The organism is Marinobacter sp. SS5-14b, assembly GCF_030541005.1.
Taxonomy (GTDB): Bacteria; Pseudomonadota; Gammaproteobacteria; order Pseudomonadales; family Oleiphilaceae; genus Marinobacter.
This window is the reverse complement of sequence record NZ_JASSVM010000002.1, coordinates 429963-449388: the sequence shown is the minus strand read 5'-3', so window position 1 is coordinate 449388 and position 19426 is coordinate 429963. Positions and strand designations below refer to the sequence as shown.

13 protein-coding genes are annotated in these 19426 nt (G+C 57.9%); 8 read left to right on the top strand and 5 right to left on the bottom strand.

Features of this window, described 5'->3' with window-relative positions; translation table 11 throughout:
- Positions 1–56 precede the first annotated feature (56 nt).
- The 4 genes from QPL95_RS05985 to QPL95_RS05970 all read right to left on the bottom strand — a co-directional run bounded on the left by QPL95_RS05985 (position 57) and on the right by QPL95_RS05970 (position 6005).
- Positions 57–1631 (bottom strand): methyl-accepting chemotaxis protein, encoded by a 1575-nt coding sequence (locus QPL95_RS05985; RefSeq protein WP_303290093.1) that lies wholly within the window; start codon positions 1629–1631, stop codon positions 57–59.
- 224 nt (positions 1632–1855) lie between these two features.
- Positions 1856–3247, bottom strand: coding sequence for a sodium-dependent transporter (locus QPL95_RS05980; protein WP_303290092.1), 1392 nt, complete (start codon positions 3245–3247; stop codon positions 1856–1858).
- Between the two features lie 169 nt (positions 3248–3416).
- A complete protein-coding gene (locus tag QPL95_RS05975) occupies positions 3417–4991 on the bottom strand; it encodes a PAS domain-containing methyl-accepting chemotaxis protein (protein ID WP_303290091.1) in 1575 nt (524 codons plus the stop codon).
- A 141-nt stretch (positions 4992–5132) separates the two neighbouring features.
- Positions 5133–6005 (bottom strand): carboxylate/amino acid/amine transporter, encoded by an 873-nt coding sequence (locus tag QPL95_RS05970; protein ID WP_303290090.1) that lies wholly within the window; start codon positions 6003–6005, stop codon positions 5133–5135.
- Positions 6006–6175: 170 nt separating this feature from the next.
- Here QPL95_RS05970 and QPL95_RS05965 point away from each other — a divergent pair, with 170 nt between their 5' ends.
- Complete coding sequence (locus tag QPL95_RS05965) at positions 6176–7618, top strand: MATE family efflux transporter (RefSeq protein ID WP_303290388.1); 1443 nt, start codon at positions 6176–6178, stop codon at positions 7616–7618.
- Here QPL95_RS05965 and QPL95_RS05960 read toward each other — a convergent pair.
- The gene (locus QPL95_RS05960) at positions 7594–8598 is read right to left on the bottom strand and encodes a GGDEF domain-containing protein (RefSeq protein ID WP_303290089.1); all 1005 of its coding nucleotides are present in this window, start codon (positions 8596–8598) and stop codon (positions 7594–7596) included. The genes QPL95_RS05965 and QPL95_RS05960 overlap by 25 nt on opposite strands.
- Positions 8599–8996: 398 nt before the next feature.
- Between QPL95_RS05960 and QPL95_RS05955 the strand changes: the two genes are divergently transcribed.
- From QPL95_RS05955 to QPL95_RS05925, 7 genes are read left to right on the top strand one after another with little or no spacing between them, the layout of a single operon-like run.
- Positions 8997–9848 carry an ATP-binding protein gene (locus QPL95_RS05955; protein WP_303290088.1) on the top strand — a complete coding sequence of 284 codons (852 nt, stop codon included), beginning with the start codon at positions 8997–8999 and terminating at the stop codon, positions 9846–9848.
- Entirely contained in the window at positions 9841–11217 is a 1377-nt protein-coding gene (locus QPL95_RS05950; RefSeq protein ID WP_303290087.1) for an HD domain-containing phosphohydrolase, read from the top strand. Before QPL95_RS05955 ends, QPL95_RS05950 begins: the two co-directional genes overlap by 8 nt.
- Positions 11214–11738 carry a response regulator gene (locus QPL95_RS05945; protein ID WP_303290086.1) on the top strand — a complete coding sequence of 175 codons (525 nt, stop codon included), beginning with the start codon at positions 11214–11216 and terminating at the stop codon, positions 11736–11738. Before QPL95_RS05950 ends, QPL95_RS05945 begins: the two co-directional genes overlap by 4 nt.
- Positions 11739–11753: 15 nt before the next feature.
- Positions 11754–12425, top strand: a complete 672-nt coding sequence (locus QPL95_RS05940; protein WP_303290085.1) for an ATP/GTP-binding protein — start codon at positions 11754–11756, stop codon at positions 12423–12425.
- Positions 12418–13566 carry a sensor histidine kinase gene (locus QPL95_RS05935; RefSeq protein WP_303290084.1) on the top strand — a complete coding sequence of 383 codons (1149 nt, stop codon included), beginning with the start codon at positions 12418–12420 and terminating at the stop codon, positions 13564–13566. The genes QPL95_RS05940 and QPL95_RS05935 overlap by 8 nt, the downstream gene beginning before the upstream one ends.
- Positions 13567–13575: 9 nt before the next feature.
- A complete protein-coding gene (locus tag QPL95_RS05930; RefSeq protein ID WP_303290083.1) occupies positions 13576–15825 on the top strand; it encodes an ATPase, T2SS/T4P/T4SS family in 2250 nt (749 codons plus the stop codon).
- Entirely contained in the window at positions 15818–19426 is a 3609-nt protein-coding gene (locus tag QPL95_RS05925) for a PAS domain S-box protein (protein ID WP_303290082.1), read from the top strand. Before QPL95_RS05930 ends, QPL95_RS05925 begins: the two co-directional genes overlap by 8 nt.

Below are 19426 nucleotides of genomic sequence, written 5' to 3'. Positions count from 1 at the left end.
TAGAAAAACCCCGGCACGGATCAAATGCCGGGGTTTTTGTTAGCAGGTTCCCGGTATCACACCCGGAACTGCCCCACCTGAGTACTGAGGCCCTCGGCCAGCTTGGCCAGTTCCTCACTGGCGGCAGACACCTGCTCGGTTGAGGTGGCACTCTGCTCGCCCACATCGCGAATCAGCGTAATGTTCTGATTGATGTCCTCGGCTACAGAGCTCTGCTGCTCGGCCGCGGTAGCGATCTGGCTGTTGTACTGGCGAATTTCTTCCACCGCCTCCGCCATTTCACGGATCGTGCTGCCTGCCATTTCGGCTTTCTCCAGCGTCTGCTCGGCCAATTTGGTGCCGGCCTCCATGTTGTTGACGGAGCTCTCAGCACTGCTCACCAGATTGTTGATGAGTGTTTCGATCTCCTGCGCAGAGGTCTGAGTTCGCTGGGCCAGCGAGCGAACTTCATCGGCCACCACGGCAAAGCCCCGGCCCTGCTCGCCAGCACGAGCCGCTTCAATCGCCGCGTTCAACGCCAGCAGGTTGGTCTGCTCCGCCACCGATTTGATGACATCCAGCACAGTCACAATATTCTGGGTATCACTCTGCAGGCCACGGAGTTTCGCCATGACTTCGCCGTTTTTGGTATTGAGGTCGGTCACGTATTCCAGAGTCTGATTAACCGCAGACTGGCCTTCACTGGACTTCTGGCTGGCGCGCTGGGCCGCCTCGAAGGCTGCCTCAGCGCTCTTGGCCACATCGTTGACGGTAGCCACCATTTCGTTCATGGCAGTGGCCACCTGGTCGGTCTGGTCGCGCTGCTCTGCAACACCTTGACGGGTCTGGTCAGTCACCGCCGACAACTCCTCGGACGAGGAGGCAATGTTGGAGGCACCGGTGTCGATCTGCTGGATCAGGTCACGGAGTTTGGTGACCATGGTAGAAAACGCGGCCAGCAGAGTACCAAACTCATCACTGCGATCGGCTTTAACCTCGACCGTCAGATTGCCAGAAGCCACTTCGTTCGCCACCTCAACGGTTTGACGGATCGGGCCGGTAATAGAGCGGATCATGAACCAGGCAATGCCAACCGCAACAATCAACGCAATGACCGTTACCGTAATCAACAGAGCGACCGCGCTGCTGAACTGCTCTTCCATTCGCTCGACCTGGACTTCCTGCAGCTCAACGGCCTTGTCCACCATAGCCCTGGCCGTTTTCCGAAGCTCTTCCTCTGCTGCCAGTATGCCATCCGGCCGACCATCCAACGCCCGTGAAAGCGCTTCGAGCTGGCTTTTATAGATCCTGACGTTCTCAATGATAAATTCGACCCGCTCATGGTCCGCAGGCACCACCAACACGTCTTTCAGGGGCAAAACGGTTTCGGCCGCTTTATCCGCCAACTGTTCCGCCGCCTCCAGATACCGGGTCTCGCGCCGAAGCTGGAAGTTTTTCTCGTCCGTACGAGCGTCCAACAGATAACTTTCCGCTGAACTGGCAGCAGCAACGATCAACGAGCGCTCGTTGTAGGCGTTCAGAGTGTTTATCGCGATGATCGCAACCGCGGCAGTAAGAAGCACCAGCACCGCAAAGCCGGCACCGAGTTTCTTTCCAACCGAGACGTCGTTCAGCTTGGCGAGGATCGACATGCACGATTCCTTAATGTCTGTGGTTATTGAGTTTGAGCAGGCAAAGTAGAACCCATAACTGTTTTACGGTCTCGGCGCCTGAACCTTTAGATAAAAGATGTAAATGTGACCAATATCAATGCAATTCTGGTGACAAATGGTTTTTTTGGCAAAAACAAAAACCCCGATGCCGTCTCCAGCACCGGGGTTCTTGTTGCCTGCCTAAGCAGGTTTGCTGTCAGCTATCAGGCCATCAGGTTGTAAACAAACACTATCGCCACAGCAACCGGGGTTACAAACCGAATCAGGTTGAACCACAGGCTGAACGCACCACCCTGCAGCGCCAGGTCGCTCTTCAGCGATTCCTTGGCCACAAACCAGCCCACGAACACGGCGGTCAGCAGGCCAGACAGCGGCAGCATGACGTTGGCGGTGAAGTAATCGAGCAGATCGAACATGGTCTTGCCTTCAAAGGCCGCAAACATACCCAGTGGTGCTACGTCAGACCATACGTTGAGCGACAGAATCGACACAATGCCCAACGCCCAGCACAAGCCGCCAGCCACAATGGCGCTGCCGGTGCGGGACATGCTGGTTTTTTCTTCCACCCACTCCACCACGGGTTCCAGCAGAGAAATGCCGGAGGTCCAGGCCGCAAACAGCAACAGCACAAAGAACAGGGTGCCGAACAAATCGCCCATCGGCATGTTGCCGAACGCCAGCGGCAGGGTGACGAAGATCAGGCCCGGGCCCTCGCTGGCCTCAAGGCCATTGGCGAACACAATCGGGAAAATGGCAAGGCCAGCCAGCAGCGCAACCACGGTATCCATAATGGCCACGCTCACTGCCGTGCGGCCGATGGAGATGTCACGGCCCAGGTAGGAACCGTAAGCCATCATAATCGCCATACCCAGGCTGAGGGTAAAGAAGGCATGGCCCAGCGCCACCAAAACACCTTTCATGGTCAGGGCGCCAAAATCCGGGGTAAACAGGAAGCTGACCGCCTGCCCAAAGTGCCCGGTGGTGGTGGCATAACCCACCACAAGCAACAGCAGGATAAACAGCGCCGGCATCAGAATCGTAACGGCGCGCTCAAGGCCGCCTTTCAGGCCTTGTGACACCACCAGGATCACCAGTGCCATAAAGATGCTGTGCCAGGCCAGCAGCTTCATAGGGCTGGCCAGGAGGCCGCCAAACAAGGCTCCGACGGACTCCGCCGTCGCACCGGCAAAATCGCCCATGGCCGCATGGCCAATGTAAGACGCAGCCCAGCCCCCAATCACCGAATAGAACGACAGAATAATGAACGCGGCCAGCATGCCGACAATGGCGGATATACGCCAGCCAGGGGATGACAGGTTGCGCTCGGCGACCAGCCTGAAACTGGTAATCGGGTTATGGCGGCCATTCCGGCCAATGAAGACTTCCGCCATCATGATGGGAATACCGATGATGGCAATGCAAAGCAGATACACCAGAACGAAAGCCCCGCCACCGTTTTCACCGGTGACATAAGGGAACTTCCATACGTTACCCAGGCCAACGGCCGACCCGGTGGCGGCCAGAATAAACGCCAGCCGGGACGACCAGAGCCCGCGAGCCCCGTTTTCGGCGGATGCGGAGTTAGACTGTGTCATGTGTTTTCTTCCTGTGCTTTTGGCTGAGGAAACTACGAACGTTGGGCGCCGGAGCGGTGACTCCGGGCAGTTGGGGCGGGATTCTGCCAGCACAGGCGCCGTGATGCCAGTGCCGGGACACGGTTCAGAGTTCCGGTACAGGGCCGTTTCCGGCCCAACTCTTGGTCATTTAACGGCTTTTGCTGATGAACCGGGAAATCAGATCTTTTAGCCCCTGGGCCATGCCACTGAGGGTATCGCTGCTGGTACGGGCGGCCTCGGCCTGCTCATTGCTCTGATCGGCCAGGCCCGCGATGTTCACAATCTGTTGATTGATTTCATCGGACACCTGACTTTGCTGTTCAAACGACGCAGACATCGTAATGAAGCTGTCGGAAATCGCGTCCACCGAGCTGACAATGGCATTGAGTGAATCCGCGGCGCCTTTCACCTTTTCCAGCCCTTCACCAGCAATCGTTTCGCCGGTACGCACCGCGTTGATGGTCTCGTCCACTTGCGTCCGGAAACCCTCCACCACCTCATGAATTTTCACTGTCGATTCCCGGGTTCGCAGCGCCAGTGAGCGTACTTCGTCAGCCACCACGGCAAAGCCACGGCCCTGTTCGCCCGCCCGGGCGGCTTCAATCGCCGCATTCAACGCCAGTAGATTGGTCTGCTCTGCAATACCGGAAATCAGATCGGCCGCCTCACCAATGGTCCGGGTCGACTCACCCAGCCGGGTGACCGACTCACCAATGCTACCCACCCGCTGCACCAGCTGCTCAATAGCGGCCAGCGCCTCACCGCTGCGTGCACTGCCATCGTGGGCCAGGCGATTGGCCTGCTCCGCTTCCCGGGCATTGTCCACCACCGCGCCTGCCACTTCCTGGATAGACGCGGTCATTTCATTGATGGCCGAAGCGGTCTGATCGGTTTCCGCCCGCTGCCGGGCAATGGCGGCCGCGCCTTCGGTGATGTAGCGGTGAGAGGCCCGGGCCTGCTCAGACAAATGCTCGGCCTGGTCATCAATTCTGGCCAGCGCTGTTCGGATGCGCGCCTCTTCGCTGAGCATCACCAGCCCCAGCCGGGACATGAAGCCCCGCTCATCGCTGTAGGTTCGGGCTATGATCGGGTCCTGGAAGGCATCCGGGCGGAGCGCCAGCAAATTGCCCAGCCGCCGGGACAAAGACCCGAACACCAGCCCGAACGCCAGCGCATGCCCGCCCACCACCAGGGCAGGCGACCAGACCGGAGACGCCAGTTGCAGCGCAACCAGCGTCAGCAACAACGACACCACAAACGGCCAGCCGGAGCGCAGCATGGAAACCGCTCGAGTCCCTAATGACGATGGCACCGCACCCTCAGAAAGTTTGGCGTACAGGCGCTCTGACCGGGCGATCTGATCACGGGTTGCGGCGACACGAACAGACTCATAGCCCACCATCTGATTGTTCTCCCAGATGGGTGTGACATAGGCACTGACCCAGTAATGATCGCCGGATTTTGCCCGGTTCTTCACCACGCCCATCCAGGCCTTTCCCGCCTGCAGATACTCCCACATGTTCGCAAACGCCGCCTGGGGCATATCCGGGTGGCGAATCAGGTTATGAGCCTGGCCAATCAGTTCGTCCCGCGAGTAGCCGCTGATGGTCACAAAATCATCATCGCAGTAGGTAATCACCCCTTTCAGGGAGGTGGTGCTGATCAATCGCATACCGGCAGGTATGTTGATTTCCCGCTGGGTAACAGGCAGGTTCTTGCGCATGAAAATGAGTATCCGCTGGGCTTGGAGTTATTTATCCAGTGATAGGGTACGTCTGGATATATATCAAGGAAATATAGAAAGGTAACGCCGTGTCACTGAGATGTAACGGCGCCCTGGGCGGAATCTTTAGCCTGCGACCGATCAGGCAGGGGCGTGCAACCGGGCACGGGGATGGAATCGGGCATTTACCCACAATGAAAAACCGATCACCACACCGCCAAGCGCCAGGCGTAGCAAGTCTGCATCCCGATTCCAGATCAACAGATTCACCAACAGGCCGGCAGGCACCAGCGCATTGTTCATCACCGCCAGCGTGCCGGCATCCACTTCACAGGCACCCCGGTTCCATAGGTACAATCCGAGACCCGAGGCCGCCAGGCCCAGCCAGGCCAGAATGCCCCACTGTAGGGCGGTCGCCGGTAATTTTTCCGGGTTGCCGAAGATCAGGAACGAGGGCAGGGCTATCACCAGCGCACCGAAGAAGAAATAGCCAAAGGTGCGATAACCCGGTATTTCCAGCGGGTAACGGCGCATCACATGCTTGTATCCCACCTGGCCCGCTGCGAAGGTCATGTTGGCCACCTGCAACAGCAGGAATCCGATCAGAAAATCCTCACTCAGGCCATCGTAACGAATGATCCCGGCGCCCAGGGTGGCAATCACCGCGGCAAGCAGTGCAACGGGTGAAAAGCGCCGGAACAGCGCATCATCCACCAGGGTGACGTACAACGGGGTGAAAATCGTAAACAGCAGTACTTCCGGCACACTGAGGTAGGCAAAAGAGCGATACAGGCAAAGATAGGTAATCCCGAACTGCAGCATACCGGTGACCATAATGCCCAGCTTCAGACCGCCGGGCACGCCACGCCAGCGGGTGAACGGCAAAAACACCAGCGCCGCCAACAGCACCCGGCTCAGTACGGCAAAGTCACTGTCCACTCGCCCAGCAAGAAATTCGCCGATCAAACTGAACGAGAAGGCCCACAGCACGGTCACCAGAATCAGAAACGCCATATCACCACACCTGAAAATATCCGGGCCGATACTGTACTCGTTTTACCGGGCCAATGCAGCGCCTGACGCCGTGCAAACCCCTATAAGCCAGTGCCGGGTGAATCGAGTAAGATGACCGGTCACATCAGACCGATATGTTCCATACACCCGCAGCCAAAGCCCTGAATGCCATGGATGAAACCCACCAGCCATTACCGGAAGTGCGCAAACCGCTGATCAGCCGCACGCTGACTGAATGGAAAACCCTCGCCATTCTGGGTGGCCCCATTCTGATTGCCCAGGTAGCGCAAATGGCCAACGGCGTCATCGACACCGTGATGGCGGGCCATGCCAGCGCAGAAGATCTTGCGGCGGTGGGTATCGGCAGCAGCTTGTGGATGCCTTTGTTTCTGTTTTTCATGGGCATGCTAGGCGCCCTTCAGCCCATCATTTCCGGCTATAACGGCGCCCGCACCACCCACAAGATCATGCCCGCGACCTGGCAGGGCATCTACATTTCGGCGGCAGGCACCCTGGTGATGGTGCTGTTGTTGACCAACGTACATCCGGTGCTTGCTCTACTGAACATGGAAACCAACACCGCCGGCATCACCCAGGGCTATCTGAACGCCTTCGCCTGGGGTATTCCGGCCATGCTGCTGATGAACTCGCTGCGCGGACTGACCGACGGCCTTGGTCACACCCGGGTGATTATGGCGTTTTCGGTCCTCAGCACGCTGATCAATCTGCCGCTGAACTACATCTTCATCTACGGCAAACTGGGGTTGCCTGCTATGGGTGGCGTTGGCTGTGGCTGGGCAACCTCCGTGTCGAACGGCGTCGCCGCCCTGGCCTTGCTGGTCTATCTCAACCACAGCAAAACCTTCCGGCAATTCCACTTAATTGAGGATTGGGTGAAGCCCAATCTGGAAGGCATCCGTTACATACTTCGAATTGGCGTACCCATCGGCTTCACCATTTTTGTCGAAGCCAGCATGTTCTCGGTGATTGCCCTGTTCCTTGCACCGCTGGGGCCGGTGACCGTTGCGGGCCATCAGATCGCCCTGAATGTCGTGTCGCTACTGTTCATGCTGCCACTCAGTATCGGCATGGCGCTGACCTTGCGGGTCAGTTTTCTGATCGGAGCCCGGGCACCGGATACCGCGCGGCTGATTTCTCGCAGCTCCCTGCTGCTGGCGTCAGCGGTAGCGCTGATTTTTGCCACCCTCCTGTTTGTATTTGCCGGCCAGATTGCCGCCCTGTACACCATTGATCCGGAGGTGCGGGCGGTTACTATTCGGCTGCTCACCTTTGCCGCCATGTTCCAGATTGCCGATGTTATCCAGGTGACCTGCATCAGTGCCCTGCGAGGCTACAAAGACACCCGCATCCCGATGTTCATCATGCTGTTCTCATTCTGGGGTGTAGGGCTGCCACTGGGCTACCTGCTGACATTTACCGACTGGCTTCTGCCTGCACTTGGCGCCGCTGGCTTTTGGGTAGGGCTTACTGCCGGGCTGACGTCCGCCAGCCTGTTGCTCGGCTGGCGACTGTTCCGCTTCCGGCCTGAGGACGGCGGCCGCGGCAACAGGAACAACAAAGCCATTGCTCAGGCCGGTGCCGCAACAACCTGACCCGACTCGTCCGCAAAGATAATCCGGTCCCGGCCGGCTTCCTTGGCTTTGTAGAGCGCTTCATCCGCCCGGGTTAACCAGCTCTCAACGCTTTCACCGTGGCGCAACAAAGCCACGCCGAACGAAGAGGTAACCGGGCCTCCGGGGTACTTCAGGCGCTTGCGTAGCACCTGCTGCAGGTTATTCATGACCGACTGCAGACCGTCGCCGTCCACGCCGGGCAACAGCAGCACAAACTCCTCACCGCCGTAGCGAAAGAGCTGATCAGACCTGCGAGTATTGTGTTCGATCAACGACACCAGGTCGGTCAGTACATTGTCGCCAACGCCGTGGCCGTACACGTCGTTAATCTGCTTGAAGTGATCCAGGTCCAGCATCACCAGGGCATAGGGCAAACCGGTCCGTTCGGCGTTCGCCGCAGCCAGATCCAGCTCCTCATCCATCGAGCGCCGGTTCTTGACTCCGGTGAGGGGATCAATAGTGGCCAGGTGCTCCAGCCGTTCCCGCTGATCCTGATTGCGGTAGGCAAACACGTAAGCACAGGCACTGACGACCGTCGCCGTGGCCGCGAAGGTCCACATCTGCACAGGCGAGCTGTACGCGGTTTCAATGGACATCAGCGCCAATACCGACCCAAGGTTCAGAACCGCGGCAACCCAGCTCGATACCAGAAAAAAAGTGGTCACCAGGCAGGGAAACAGCCAGAACAGCCCGGCCTCGCCCATCACCGCCCCCACCACCACGGCACCGGCACAGATGATGAACGCCAGGAACATACCGCTGCGCCGGGTATCGCCGGTTACCCAGGCATACACAAGGCTGGCTACGATGCCTGACAGAATACCCAGATCAACCCAGCCGGCAAGCGGATTACCCTCAACAAAGCGCATGATCGCAAAGGGCGAAATACCCAGAATCGCACTGATGCCAAGCAGTGTGATAATGGATAACCGGAAGTCGTTTTTAAGGCGGTGAAGCATGAACGTGGGTGTCCGACAAAAGTCTTATTTAGCGTACGAGAATAGCGCAAGCTCATGGTCCGGTCGCTAAGGCGCTACGATTCTTAACAATTCTGCATGGGAAGACACAGTTTTGTGAGGCTCATCACAAAACAGGGCCACGACACTCGATGCAGGCCAAACAGAGACTTATGAGTAAATTGCAATCAAGCGGAAAGGCAATATCCACATAATCCATATGGAATTAATAACTTAAGCCCCTTGAACAGATACCAAAATTAACCGAAACCTGAATTCTACGAGTCTATACTTGTTCCAGATCAAAATTATTTGAATTTACAGGCTTGCCCGGTCCGGCCGATACCGGACGGTACAAATACAACAACGACTGCCCAGTCCGCGCACCTGCAGGTACCGCTATGACACATGCTGCTCCTACCAATGCCGACCAGGAAGCCCTGAACGCGAAGCTCGAGCAAGCCAACCGGCAGCTGCTGCAGTCGGAGAAGCTCGCGGCCATCGGCCAGTTAGCCGCCGGTGTCGCCCACGAGATCAACAACCCGGTGGGCTATGTCTATTCCAACCTGCAAAGCCTGGAGAGTTACCTCACCGACCTGTTCCGGCTGACCGATGCGGTCGATTCCGCAAAATCTCTGGAAGACCTGCGGCTGATCAAACAGAACATTGACTACGACTACCTTCGCGACGATCTGAAAGACCTGCTGGCAGAATCCAGAGAAGGTATCGAGCGGGTCAAAACCATTATTTCCGCCATGAAGGACTTTTCATACATCGAGGATGAGGAGTTCAAACTGGCCGACCTGCACCGAGGCATCGAAACCACCCTCAATGTGGTCAACAACGAGCTGAAGTACAAAGCCGAAGTGATCCGCGAGTTCGGTGAGCTGCCAGAGATCGAGTGCATCATGTCCCAGCTCAATCAGGTGATCATGAACCTGCTGGTGAACGCGGCCCACGCCATCGAAGAGTTTGGGAAGATCACGGTTCGCACGCGCCACACCAACGGCAACGTGGAGATAGAGGTGGAGGACACCGGCAAAGGCATTTCCGAAGAGCACCTCAACCGCATCTTCGAGCCTTTCTTTACCACCAAACCTATCGGCAAGGGTACCGGGCTTGGGCTTTCACTGTCGTTCAACATCGTCGAAAAACACAACGGCAAGATTGAGGCCAGCAGCACGCCTGGGCAAGGCACCCGTTTCAGAATAACGCTGCCCGTAACCCAACCGGACCCGGACAACCATGGCTGACTCCACCCCCCAATCCGGCACCGCCCAGGAGGGCTCGCCTGCAAACGCCAGGCTGCTGTTGGTGGATGATGAAGAAAACATCCTCCGCAGCCTGAAGCGCGTGTTACGGCAGGAGCCCTGGCAGCTGACCATTGCCCATTCCGGGGAAGAAGCGCTGGAAGCCATGGCTGCGGACAAATTCGACCTGGTGATTTCCGATGCCCGCATGCCCGGCATGGACGGCCCCACCTTGCTGGCAGAAATTCGCCGCAAATACCCCTGGTGCATCCGGATCCTGCTCACCGGCTACGCCGATATTACGTCCACCGTCAAAGCCATCAACGATGGTCAGATCTATCGTTACATCAGCAAGCCCTGGGATGACGACGAGCTGCGCCTGATCATTCGTCAGGCTCTGGCATTCCAGTATTCAGAACGACGCCGGCTGGCCCTTGAGAAACTCACCCGCAAGCAGAACAAAGAGCTGCAGGATCTGAACGTCAGCCTGGAAGACAAAGTTCGCGAACGCACGGAAGAGCTGAAAGAAACCGCAGACATGCTCGACCTCGCCTACAAGGAACTGAGCCAGAGCTACGTGACCACCACCGAGGTGTTTTCATCCCTCATCAACAAACGCCTGCCCGCCAACCGGCAACCCAACGCCAAGGTCATCACTCTGGTCAAGGTGTTCGGCGAGTTTATCGGCCTGAACGCCGAGCAAATCCGCAACCTGGCCATGGCAGCGGCCCTGTACAACCTGGGCAAGCTGAGCTGGCCAGACGATTTGTTTATGGCCCCCTCTGACCTGCTCAGCAAGGATCAACGCCTGGAATACCTGAAATACCCTGTAGCCGGCGAACAGATCCTGATGGCCCTGGAACCCCTGAAAGACACCGCGAAGATCATTCGGCATCATCAGGAGAAATGGAACGGTTACGGCGTGCCCGAGCGTCTGGAAGGCAGCGAGATTCCCTTGGAATCTCGCATTCTCAAACTGGCCGTGGACTTTATCGAGCTCCAGTTCGGCCTGATCCTGGAGCGCAAGGTCAACCGGGACAACGCCATCAAACTGCTCAAGCGTTACCGGGACAGGCTCTACGACCCGGAGCTGACCGACCGCTTTATTGAAATGCTGATTGAGCTGGCGCCGGACGTCGATCACGAAGACCCGTCCATCATGATCCTCGACACCCTGCGCCTGAAGCCCGGCATGGTACTGGCCAAAAACCTCTACGCGGCCTCCGGCATGCTTTTGCTGAACGAAGGCAAGGAAATGACCGCCATGCTGATCGACAAGCTCGCTGCCTTCGAAAAAGGCGAGCCCGACGGACACCGCTACACTCTGTATGTACACCGACCGGACGACGACGAAACGGAGAACCCGGCATGATCAGAATTCAGCTGGTAGACGACGAACCGAACATCCTGAACAGCCTGCGGCGGTTGCTGAAACCCCAGGGCTGGCAGATAGATACCTACAGCAAGGTAGAAGATGCCCTGAGTGGCCTGCTGGAGCACGAATACGCGGTCATTGTCTCCGATTACCAGATGCCCACTGCCGATGGCGTTACCTATCTGCAGTTTGCCAAACAGAAGCAGCCCCACGCCATTCGACTGGTGCTCAGCGCCTACGGCGATCGCGAATCCATGATCAAAGCCATCAACCAGGCCGAAGTGTACCGGTATCTGTCCAAGCCCTGGGACGATTACGAGGTGGTTGCTGCCCTCAAGTCCGCCATCGATCTGTACCAGCTGCACAAAGAAAACCAGCGCCTGCGGGAAGAGAACGACGCCCAGCGGGCACTGATCAAAGCCAGGGAGGACGAACTGTTGAGGCTGGAAGCCGACAATCCGGGCATCACCCGGGTACAGCGCGATGCCGATGGCTCCGTGCTTCTGAGTGACGACTGAACCAAGTGAGATCCAATGCCTGACTTCAGCCCGGACGACAACAAGCTTGCACTGAAAGTGGTGTTCTACGGCCCCGCCCTGAGCGGCAAGACCACCAACCTGATGCAGCTGCATTCCCTGCTCAATCCCGAGCGCAAGGGCGAATTGATGGTGCTGGAAACCCGGGATGACCGAACGCTGTTTTTCGACATGCTGCCCATTGGTCTGCGCGGCAGTTCCGGCCTCGACCTGCGCCTGAAACTGTATACCGTGCCCGGTCAGGTTCAGCACGACAGCACCCGCAAAGCGGTGTTGTCCCGCGCCGACGGCGTGGTGTTCGTGGCCGACTCCCAGCCCTCACAGCAAGACAACAACGCCACCGCGTTCGGCAACCTGGAGGAGAACCTGGAAAAGGTCGGCCTGGATATCGATACCCTGCCCATGGTGGTGCAGTTCAACAAACGGGACATACCCGGCGTGGTGCCGGAAGAGGAACTTCAAACACGCTGGGCAGGCACCCCCTGGTCACCGCTGGTCATGGCAGCGGCTTTAAAGGGTGACGGGGTGATCGAAACCTTCCGGATACTGCTGGACCGGCTGTACACGGTGATCGATGACGAGTTCCGGCTTGCCACCGATCATGACATCAGCCGGCAACAGTTTGTGGAGAGGCTCAGCCGCAACAACCCGGAGGCGTCCGGTGCGTAATTTCGAAGACGACCCAACGCTCAATGATCTCCTGAGCAACGACCAGCTCGACCGGCTGAACCGCTGCCTGAGTGACCTGTGTGCTAAACCGATAGCCCTGGGCGCAAGCCGCCCCGGAGCCGATGCCGTGCCGGTGGAGTTCAACCTGGAAACTGTCGGCTGGCTTAGCGGCGGTGAACATGAGCAGGAGCGTCAAGCGGCAGCCGACATGGTGGGCTTCCTGATGATGTTCGTCGCCAAATACCGACTGGCCGCCAACCTACACCACGATGCCACCGAAGCAGGCTACGCCGAACTGCAGCGACAGAATGAGGCCCTGAAGGCGTCTGAAGCCCGCTACCGGGCCCTGTCCGATCAGCTGCAGCAACAGGTGGATGAACAGGTCAGCGTGATCAAGCAAACTCAGCAGGAACTCTACGAAAGCGCACGCCTGCGTTCGGTTGGCCAGCTGGCCGCGGGTGTCGCCCACGAGATCAATAACCCCATTGGCTTCATCAGCAGCAATCTGCGGGTGGCCCGGGAGTACGTGAAAGATCTGGCGGAAGTACTTCCGGAGACCCCTGCCAACCAGGACCTGATGGCCGATTTCAACGATCTGCTCGCGGAATCCATTGACGGCGCCAAACGCATCGCCAGCATTGTTTCCGATCTCAAAACCTTCTCCAGCATCGATCAGGCTGACTACACCCGCTGCAACATCAACAGTTTGCTGACCAGCGCCATTCACCTGGTCCAGACCGAATACAGCCACGGCCTTGAAATCGTCGAACGGCTTGAGAACGTGCCGGAGGTTTCCGGGCATCCATCAAAGCTGTCGCAAACGTTTTTCAACCTGTTGGATAACGCGGCCCAGGCCATTCGGGATGCCGAGCCGGACAAGGGCCCCGGCCGCATTCTGGTCAAAACCCTGATCCAGCAGGGAGACATTCACATCGTCATCCAGGACAACGGCAGCGGCATCCCGGAAGACCAACGGCCCAAGGTGTTCGACGCCTTTTTTACCAGCCGTCCGATTGGCTCCGGCACGGGCCTGGGTCTCACCGTTGCCCTGGACACCGCCCGAGCACATGGTGGCCGGCTTCAGCTCGACTCCCGCGAAGGCACCGGCACTCGCGTGCTGATGACCTTACCGATTAACTAAGGAAGTTTGATGGCAAAACGTTACGCGTCACTGTTCTACGGTAAAGAAGCCGGCGCCCCCGAGGCCGGCGCCACCGCAGACCAGAAAAAAGCGCCCTACCGGCTGCTGCTGGTAGACGACGAGCCAAACATACTGGCCTCGCTGCGGCGGGTCTTCCAGCGGGAAAACTACGAGTTGCTGTTCGCCCAAAACGGCAAAGAAGCGCTGACCATTATGGAAAAGCAGCCGGTCGAATTGATCATGACGGACTTCATGATGCCCGGCATGAACGGCAGCGAGCTGCTGAGTGAGGTGCGGGAGCGTTGGCCTCAGACCATTCGTATCATGCTGACCGGCCATGCGAATACCGATGCCGTAATGGGCTCCATCCGCGATGGTGCGGTATACCGCTTTATTCTCAAGCCCTGGAACGACGACGACATCCGCCTCACCATTGCGCTGGCACTGGAGCAGTACGAACTGATTCAGCGCACCCGGGCCCTCGAACAGCAAACCAAAAAGCAGAGCAAGGATCTGGAAACCATCAGCAAGCTGACGGCCACTAACCGCAGCCAGCTTGCCATCATGCTGCACAAAAAAGGCTGGCTGAATGCCCAGCAGATTCAGCAGCTGCACCGGGAAATGCAGAGCAAGAAGAGCCCGGTGATTCGCACCCTGCTGAAGTACGACTGGGTCGAGTTCCGTAAAGTGTTTGAACTGCTCCGTGACGACATGATGTTCGAAGATGTCGATCTGCGAGAGTTCCAGGCCGACCCCAGCGTGCTGTCGCTGATCCCCCAAAAAATCTGCACTCGACAGCTGGTACTTCCCATGCGCGTGCAAGGCCAGCGCCTGCGCCTAGCCATGGTGGATCCGATGGACGTGAACCTGATTGACGAGCTCGGGTTCATGACCGGCTACACCATTCACCCGCTGCTCTGTGAAACCTCCCAGATGCAGGCCAAACTGACGGAACTTTTTGGCGAAACCAGCGATCTGGATGACATCGCCACCAAAGTAGGCACTGACGACCCTTACGAGGGTGTCGAAATTGTTCTCGACGACGACGGCGATCAGGAATCCCTTGAACAATTACTCGGCAGTTCGGAAGAACCGCCCGCCATTCGCCTGGTCAACGCCATCATCCTGGAAGCCCTGCGACTGGGCGCCAGCGACATACACGTTCACCCCCGCACCAAGTCACTGGTGGTTCGCTACCGGATTGACGGCGTGCTGCAAGACAAAATCCAGATACCGACCAACCTGTTGATGTCGGTGGTTTCCCGCATCAAGGTGATGGCCGAAATGGACATTACCGAGCGCCGCAGGCCCCAGGATGGCCGGATCACGGTAAAAACGCCGATGCGTATCGTGGATTTGCGGATATCCACCCTGCCCACCATCAATGGCGAAAAAGTGGTGATGCGGGTTCTCGAACGGCAGTCATCCGCTCAATCCCTGGAAGATCTCGGGTTATCAACCCACAACCTGAAGCGACTGATGCATGTGGTTGCCCAGCCCCAGGGCATCATTCTCGCCACTGGCCCTACAGGCAGCGGCAAAACCACGACCCTGTATGCGCTGCTGCAACATAACGCCAGCTCCGAGCGCAACTACGTGACCATCGAAGACCCGGTGGAGTTCCACGTCGACATGGCGGGCCAGGTGCCCGTGAAGGACCGCATCGGCCTGAACTTTGCCAGCATACTGCGAGCCATACTGCGGCAGGACCCGGACGTTATCCTGCTGGGCGAAATACGGGACCAGGAAACCGCCGATGTTGCCTTCCACGCAGCCATGACCGGACACCTGGTGTATTCCACTCTGCACACCAGCTCGGCATCCGCCACCGTCGCGCGGTTACTCGACCTGGGGCTCAAGCCCTATGTGGTGGCCTCCGCCCTGGAAGCCATCATCGCCCAACGCCTGGTGAGGCGAATTTGCAACCACTGCCGGGAAGAAGTGCCGGCCCCCGTCGAGGTGCTGGAGCAGCTCGGCCGACAGTTCATCGATGCAGAACTCACCTTCTACCGTGGCAAAGGCTGTGACCAATGCCACAAAGGCTATAAGGGCCGGGTGGCTATCCATGAAGTCCTTACCGTCGACGAACAACTGCGCGCTGCGATCACCGAAGGCGCCAGTGCCCTGCAAATTGAAACCCTGGCCAGGAATCAGGGCATGCGGGTGCTGCTGGATGACAGCCTGGAAAAGCTGAGGGATGGCCTGACCACCCCGGAAGAAATTCTGAGATTGCTCGGGCCGCAGGTGCTTAATGGTTAACTCTCACAACACCGGAGTTTTCTGGCTCTGTGCCGTGCTGGCCCTGGCCATATCCCTGGGCACCGTCGGCCTGGTGATTGTTTATGATGCCGCGACCATAAACCCGGACGCGGCCGGACGGCTGAGCCTGCGGCCTGGAGGCGGGCTGTTGGCGATACTGATCAGTGCCAGCCTGCTGGCCATTGCCTTCCGAATCCGCTGGCTCGCGACCCCGCTGCCACTGGCCACCATGGTTACCGGTGTGGCGTTAGCGCTGTTGCCGGCCATGGCAGGCGCAGAACCTGCCCGCTTGTTTGCCATTAACTACCAGCTGCTGATCGTCACAGGTCTGATGGCCGCCAGCGTTCTCGCGGCGGCGCACTTGCGACACAGCAGGTTGGTCACCCTCCCTGCCGCTGCGCTCTGTTTCACGGCCGGGCTGCTGTCGCTTCTGTCTACCTGGTACCCGGCTCTGGAAACGTTCAGCCTGGGCAGCATTGTTGAATCCACCGGTTTCGTCAGCCCTCTGGTGATACTGACCAGCCTGACACTGCCTTTCCTGAACCGGGTTTACCAGCTGGATGCCGAGGTGTCTTACAAGGGGCTGATTGCCGTAGGCGCTGTTGGCATTCTCATTACCACCGTCAGTTGGCATATTTTACGAATACAGCACAACAACTACTTGCTGGATCAGGCGAACACGCTGGCTGACCAGATTGAGTCCTCCACCGTTTCCGCTTACAGCACAAAAATGTCACTGATCCAACGTCTGGCGCAACGCTGGGAGTCACTGCAAAGCGTTCCCGGTGGCGCCATTTGGCAACAAGAAGTGAGCAGTTACCTTCGAGACTTTCCCGAGCTGCAGCTCATTTCAGTTCTGGACCCCAAACACCGCCCGGTGATTACCGAAGCAAGAAGCATCGAGGATCGGTTCTGGTTCCATCATTTTTTGCGGGAGGCGGAGTATGCGGAATGGATGACACACGTTGCAGAATCCGGTGACCCGCACCTGGGCAGGCCGTTGGTCGCAGCCACAAACAATCATGCTCTGGCCGGCATTGCTGTACCGTTTGTACCCACAGCAGGTTCCACCTGGTTTGTCCTGGCCATTGTCGACCTGACCTACCTGTATCAGGACCTGACCCGCCACATCGACACCAACCTCGGCATTCACATAACAGCCTACGGACAGCCACTGTTCAGTTCCGTTTCGACAGACAATCCCCTGGTGCTGTTATCACGCCACATCGATACCCATCACGATAACCAGTGGCGCCTTCAGATCAGCATTCCCAGGGGAAAACTGCTGCCCGGCGAGCTCTATTTGCCACCACTGGCTCTGTTCAGTGGCCTCGGACTGAGCTTTCTGGTGATGCTCAGCCATCTGCTTTGGCGGGAGTCCGAAAAGCGCTCCGGGTCTCTGGAGCAGGTAAACAGCGCACTCAATTTTCACCTGGCCCAGGAGCGGGCGCTGCGGTACACCAATGAGCGCATTCTGGAATTTTCCCGGGATATTCTGTGTTCCATCAGCCGCGAAGGGGTGTTCCTCCGAATCAGCCCTGCCTGTGAGGGAATACTGGGGTATCGCCCGGAGGAACTTCAGGGCCAGCACTACGACATACTGCTCACCCAGGAAGACCGGGCCGCCACCGAAGAGGAGGTGCGTAACCTGCTGCTTGGCGAGCAGGAAATGTCTTCCGGCTTCCGCACCCGCCTGCGCCACCGCGACGGCCAGATTGTCACCGTCTCCTGGACCGCCGAATGGTCTCGGGAAGACAACGCCCTGTTCTGTGTCGGCCGTGACATCACTAACGAACTGATGGCCGAAACCCTGACCCGGGAGCGTGACCAGTTCTTCTCGCTGTCACCGGACATGTTCTGCATTGTCGACTTGAACAGCTACTTCTTCGAAATGAACAACACCTTTGTGGATACCCTGGGCTATTCACGGGAAGCACTTCTCGGCACCTCCTACATGGGCCTGGTTCATGAAGAGGACCGGCCTCTCGTGACCGCTGCCGTTCAGTCCCTGACCGAAGGCCACGATGTCACGGAGCTTCTGATCCGGGTTCTGGATGCCAGCGGCACCGAGCATTGGCTCAATATCAACGCCATTCTCAGCGCCGACGACCTGATCTACGTGGTCGCCAGGGACACCACGGAACAGCGCCTGATTGAGCAGAAGCTGAGAGAAAACGAAGCGCTGCTGAAGATGGCGGAGAGAGTGGCCATGATCGGCGGTTGGGTGGTCGATGTCAGCACCGGAAAGTCTATCTGGTCGGATGCCGTCTGTGCCATCCACGACATGCCACCGGGGCATGCACCGGATGTAGAAGAGGCTATCAATTTTTACCTGCCCGAGTACCGCGAGGTCATTACCCAGGCGGTACAGACCTGCATAGATACCGGCATACCGTTTGATGAAGAACTGCAGATCCGAACCGTCAAAGGTCGTCAGCGCTGGGTAAGGGCCATCGGCCATGCCGTCAAAGGCCAGGACGGCAAGATTGCCAAGCTGCAGGGGGCTTTCCAGGACATTACCGCTTCCCGACAAGCCATCGAACAGATTCGGCGCTACGCGGAAAGACAAGCCACCATCTTCGAAAGCATTACCGATGCCTTCTTTACTTTGGATCGGGAGTGGAACCTCACCTATGTAAATCGCCGGTCGGAAGAGCTTCTGCAAAAATCCCGAGATGAACTACTGGGCAACAACGTGTGGGATATGTTTCCTGCCGCTGTAGGTACAGAATTTGAAACCAACTACCGTTACGCCATGGCAACCGGCAATTCGGTGTCCTTTGAAGCCCATTACGCACCCCTTGATTTGTGGTTGGACATCAGTGCCTATCCCTCTGACGAAGGCCTAGCTGTCTATTACCGGAGCATCAACGAACGGAAGCAGGCCCAGGCACAACTCGACGCCACCATGGCAGAGCTCGAGCGCAGTAACCGGGAACTGCAAGACTTCGCATTCGTTGCCTCCCACGACCTTCAGGAGCCGTTGCGAAAAATACAGGCCTTCTCGGACCGGTTAATCACCCGCTCGGACAAATTCGATGAGCAGGAGAAAGATTACCTGAAGCGTATGCAGTCGGCTGCTGGCCGCATGCAGAATCTGATTGAAGATTTGCTGACCTTTTCGCGGGTAACCACACAGGCCAAATCCATGAAGGTCTGTGATACCGGAGCTATCCTTGGCGAGGTGTTACAGGATATGGAAACCAGCATCAGCCGCGAACAGGCGCGGATCCATGCCGGTGAGTTGCCAACAACCTGGGGTGATGCCACCCAGCTGCGACAGGTGCTTCAAAACCTGTTGAGCAACGCCATCAAGTTTCACGCCCCCGACCGCCCGCCGGAAATACGGGTAACGGCGGAAGACATCACCAAAGAGCACTGGACACTGGCGGTCAGCGACAATGGCATTGGCTTTGATGAGCGCTATGCCGAAAAACTGTTCCACCCGTTCCAGCGGCTGCACCAGAAAGAGGGTTACCCCGGCACAGGTATTGGCATGGCCATCGTCAAAAAGATTCTCGACCGCCACGGCGCGACGGTTACCGTAAACAGCACACCCGGCGAAGGAACTACGTTCCGGATCCGGCTCAGACAGAGCTAG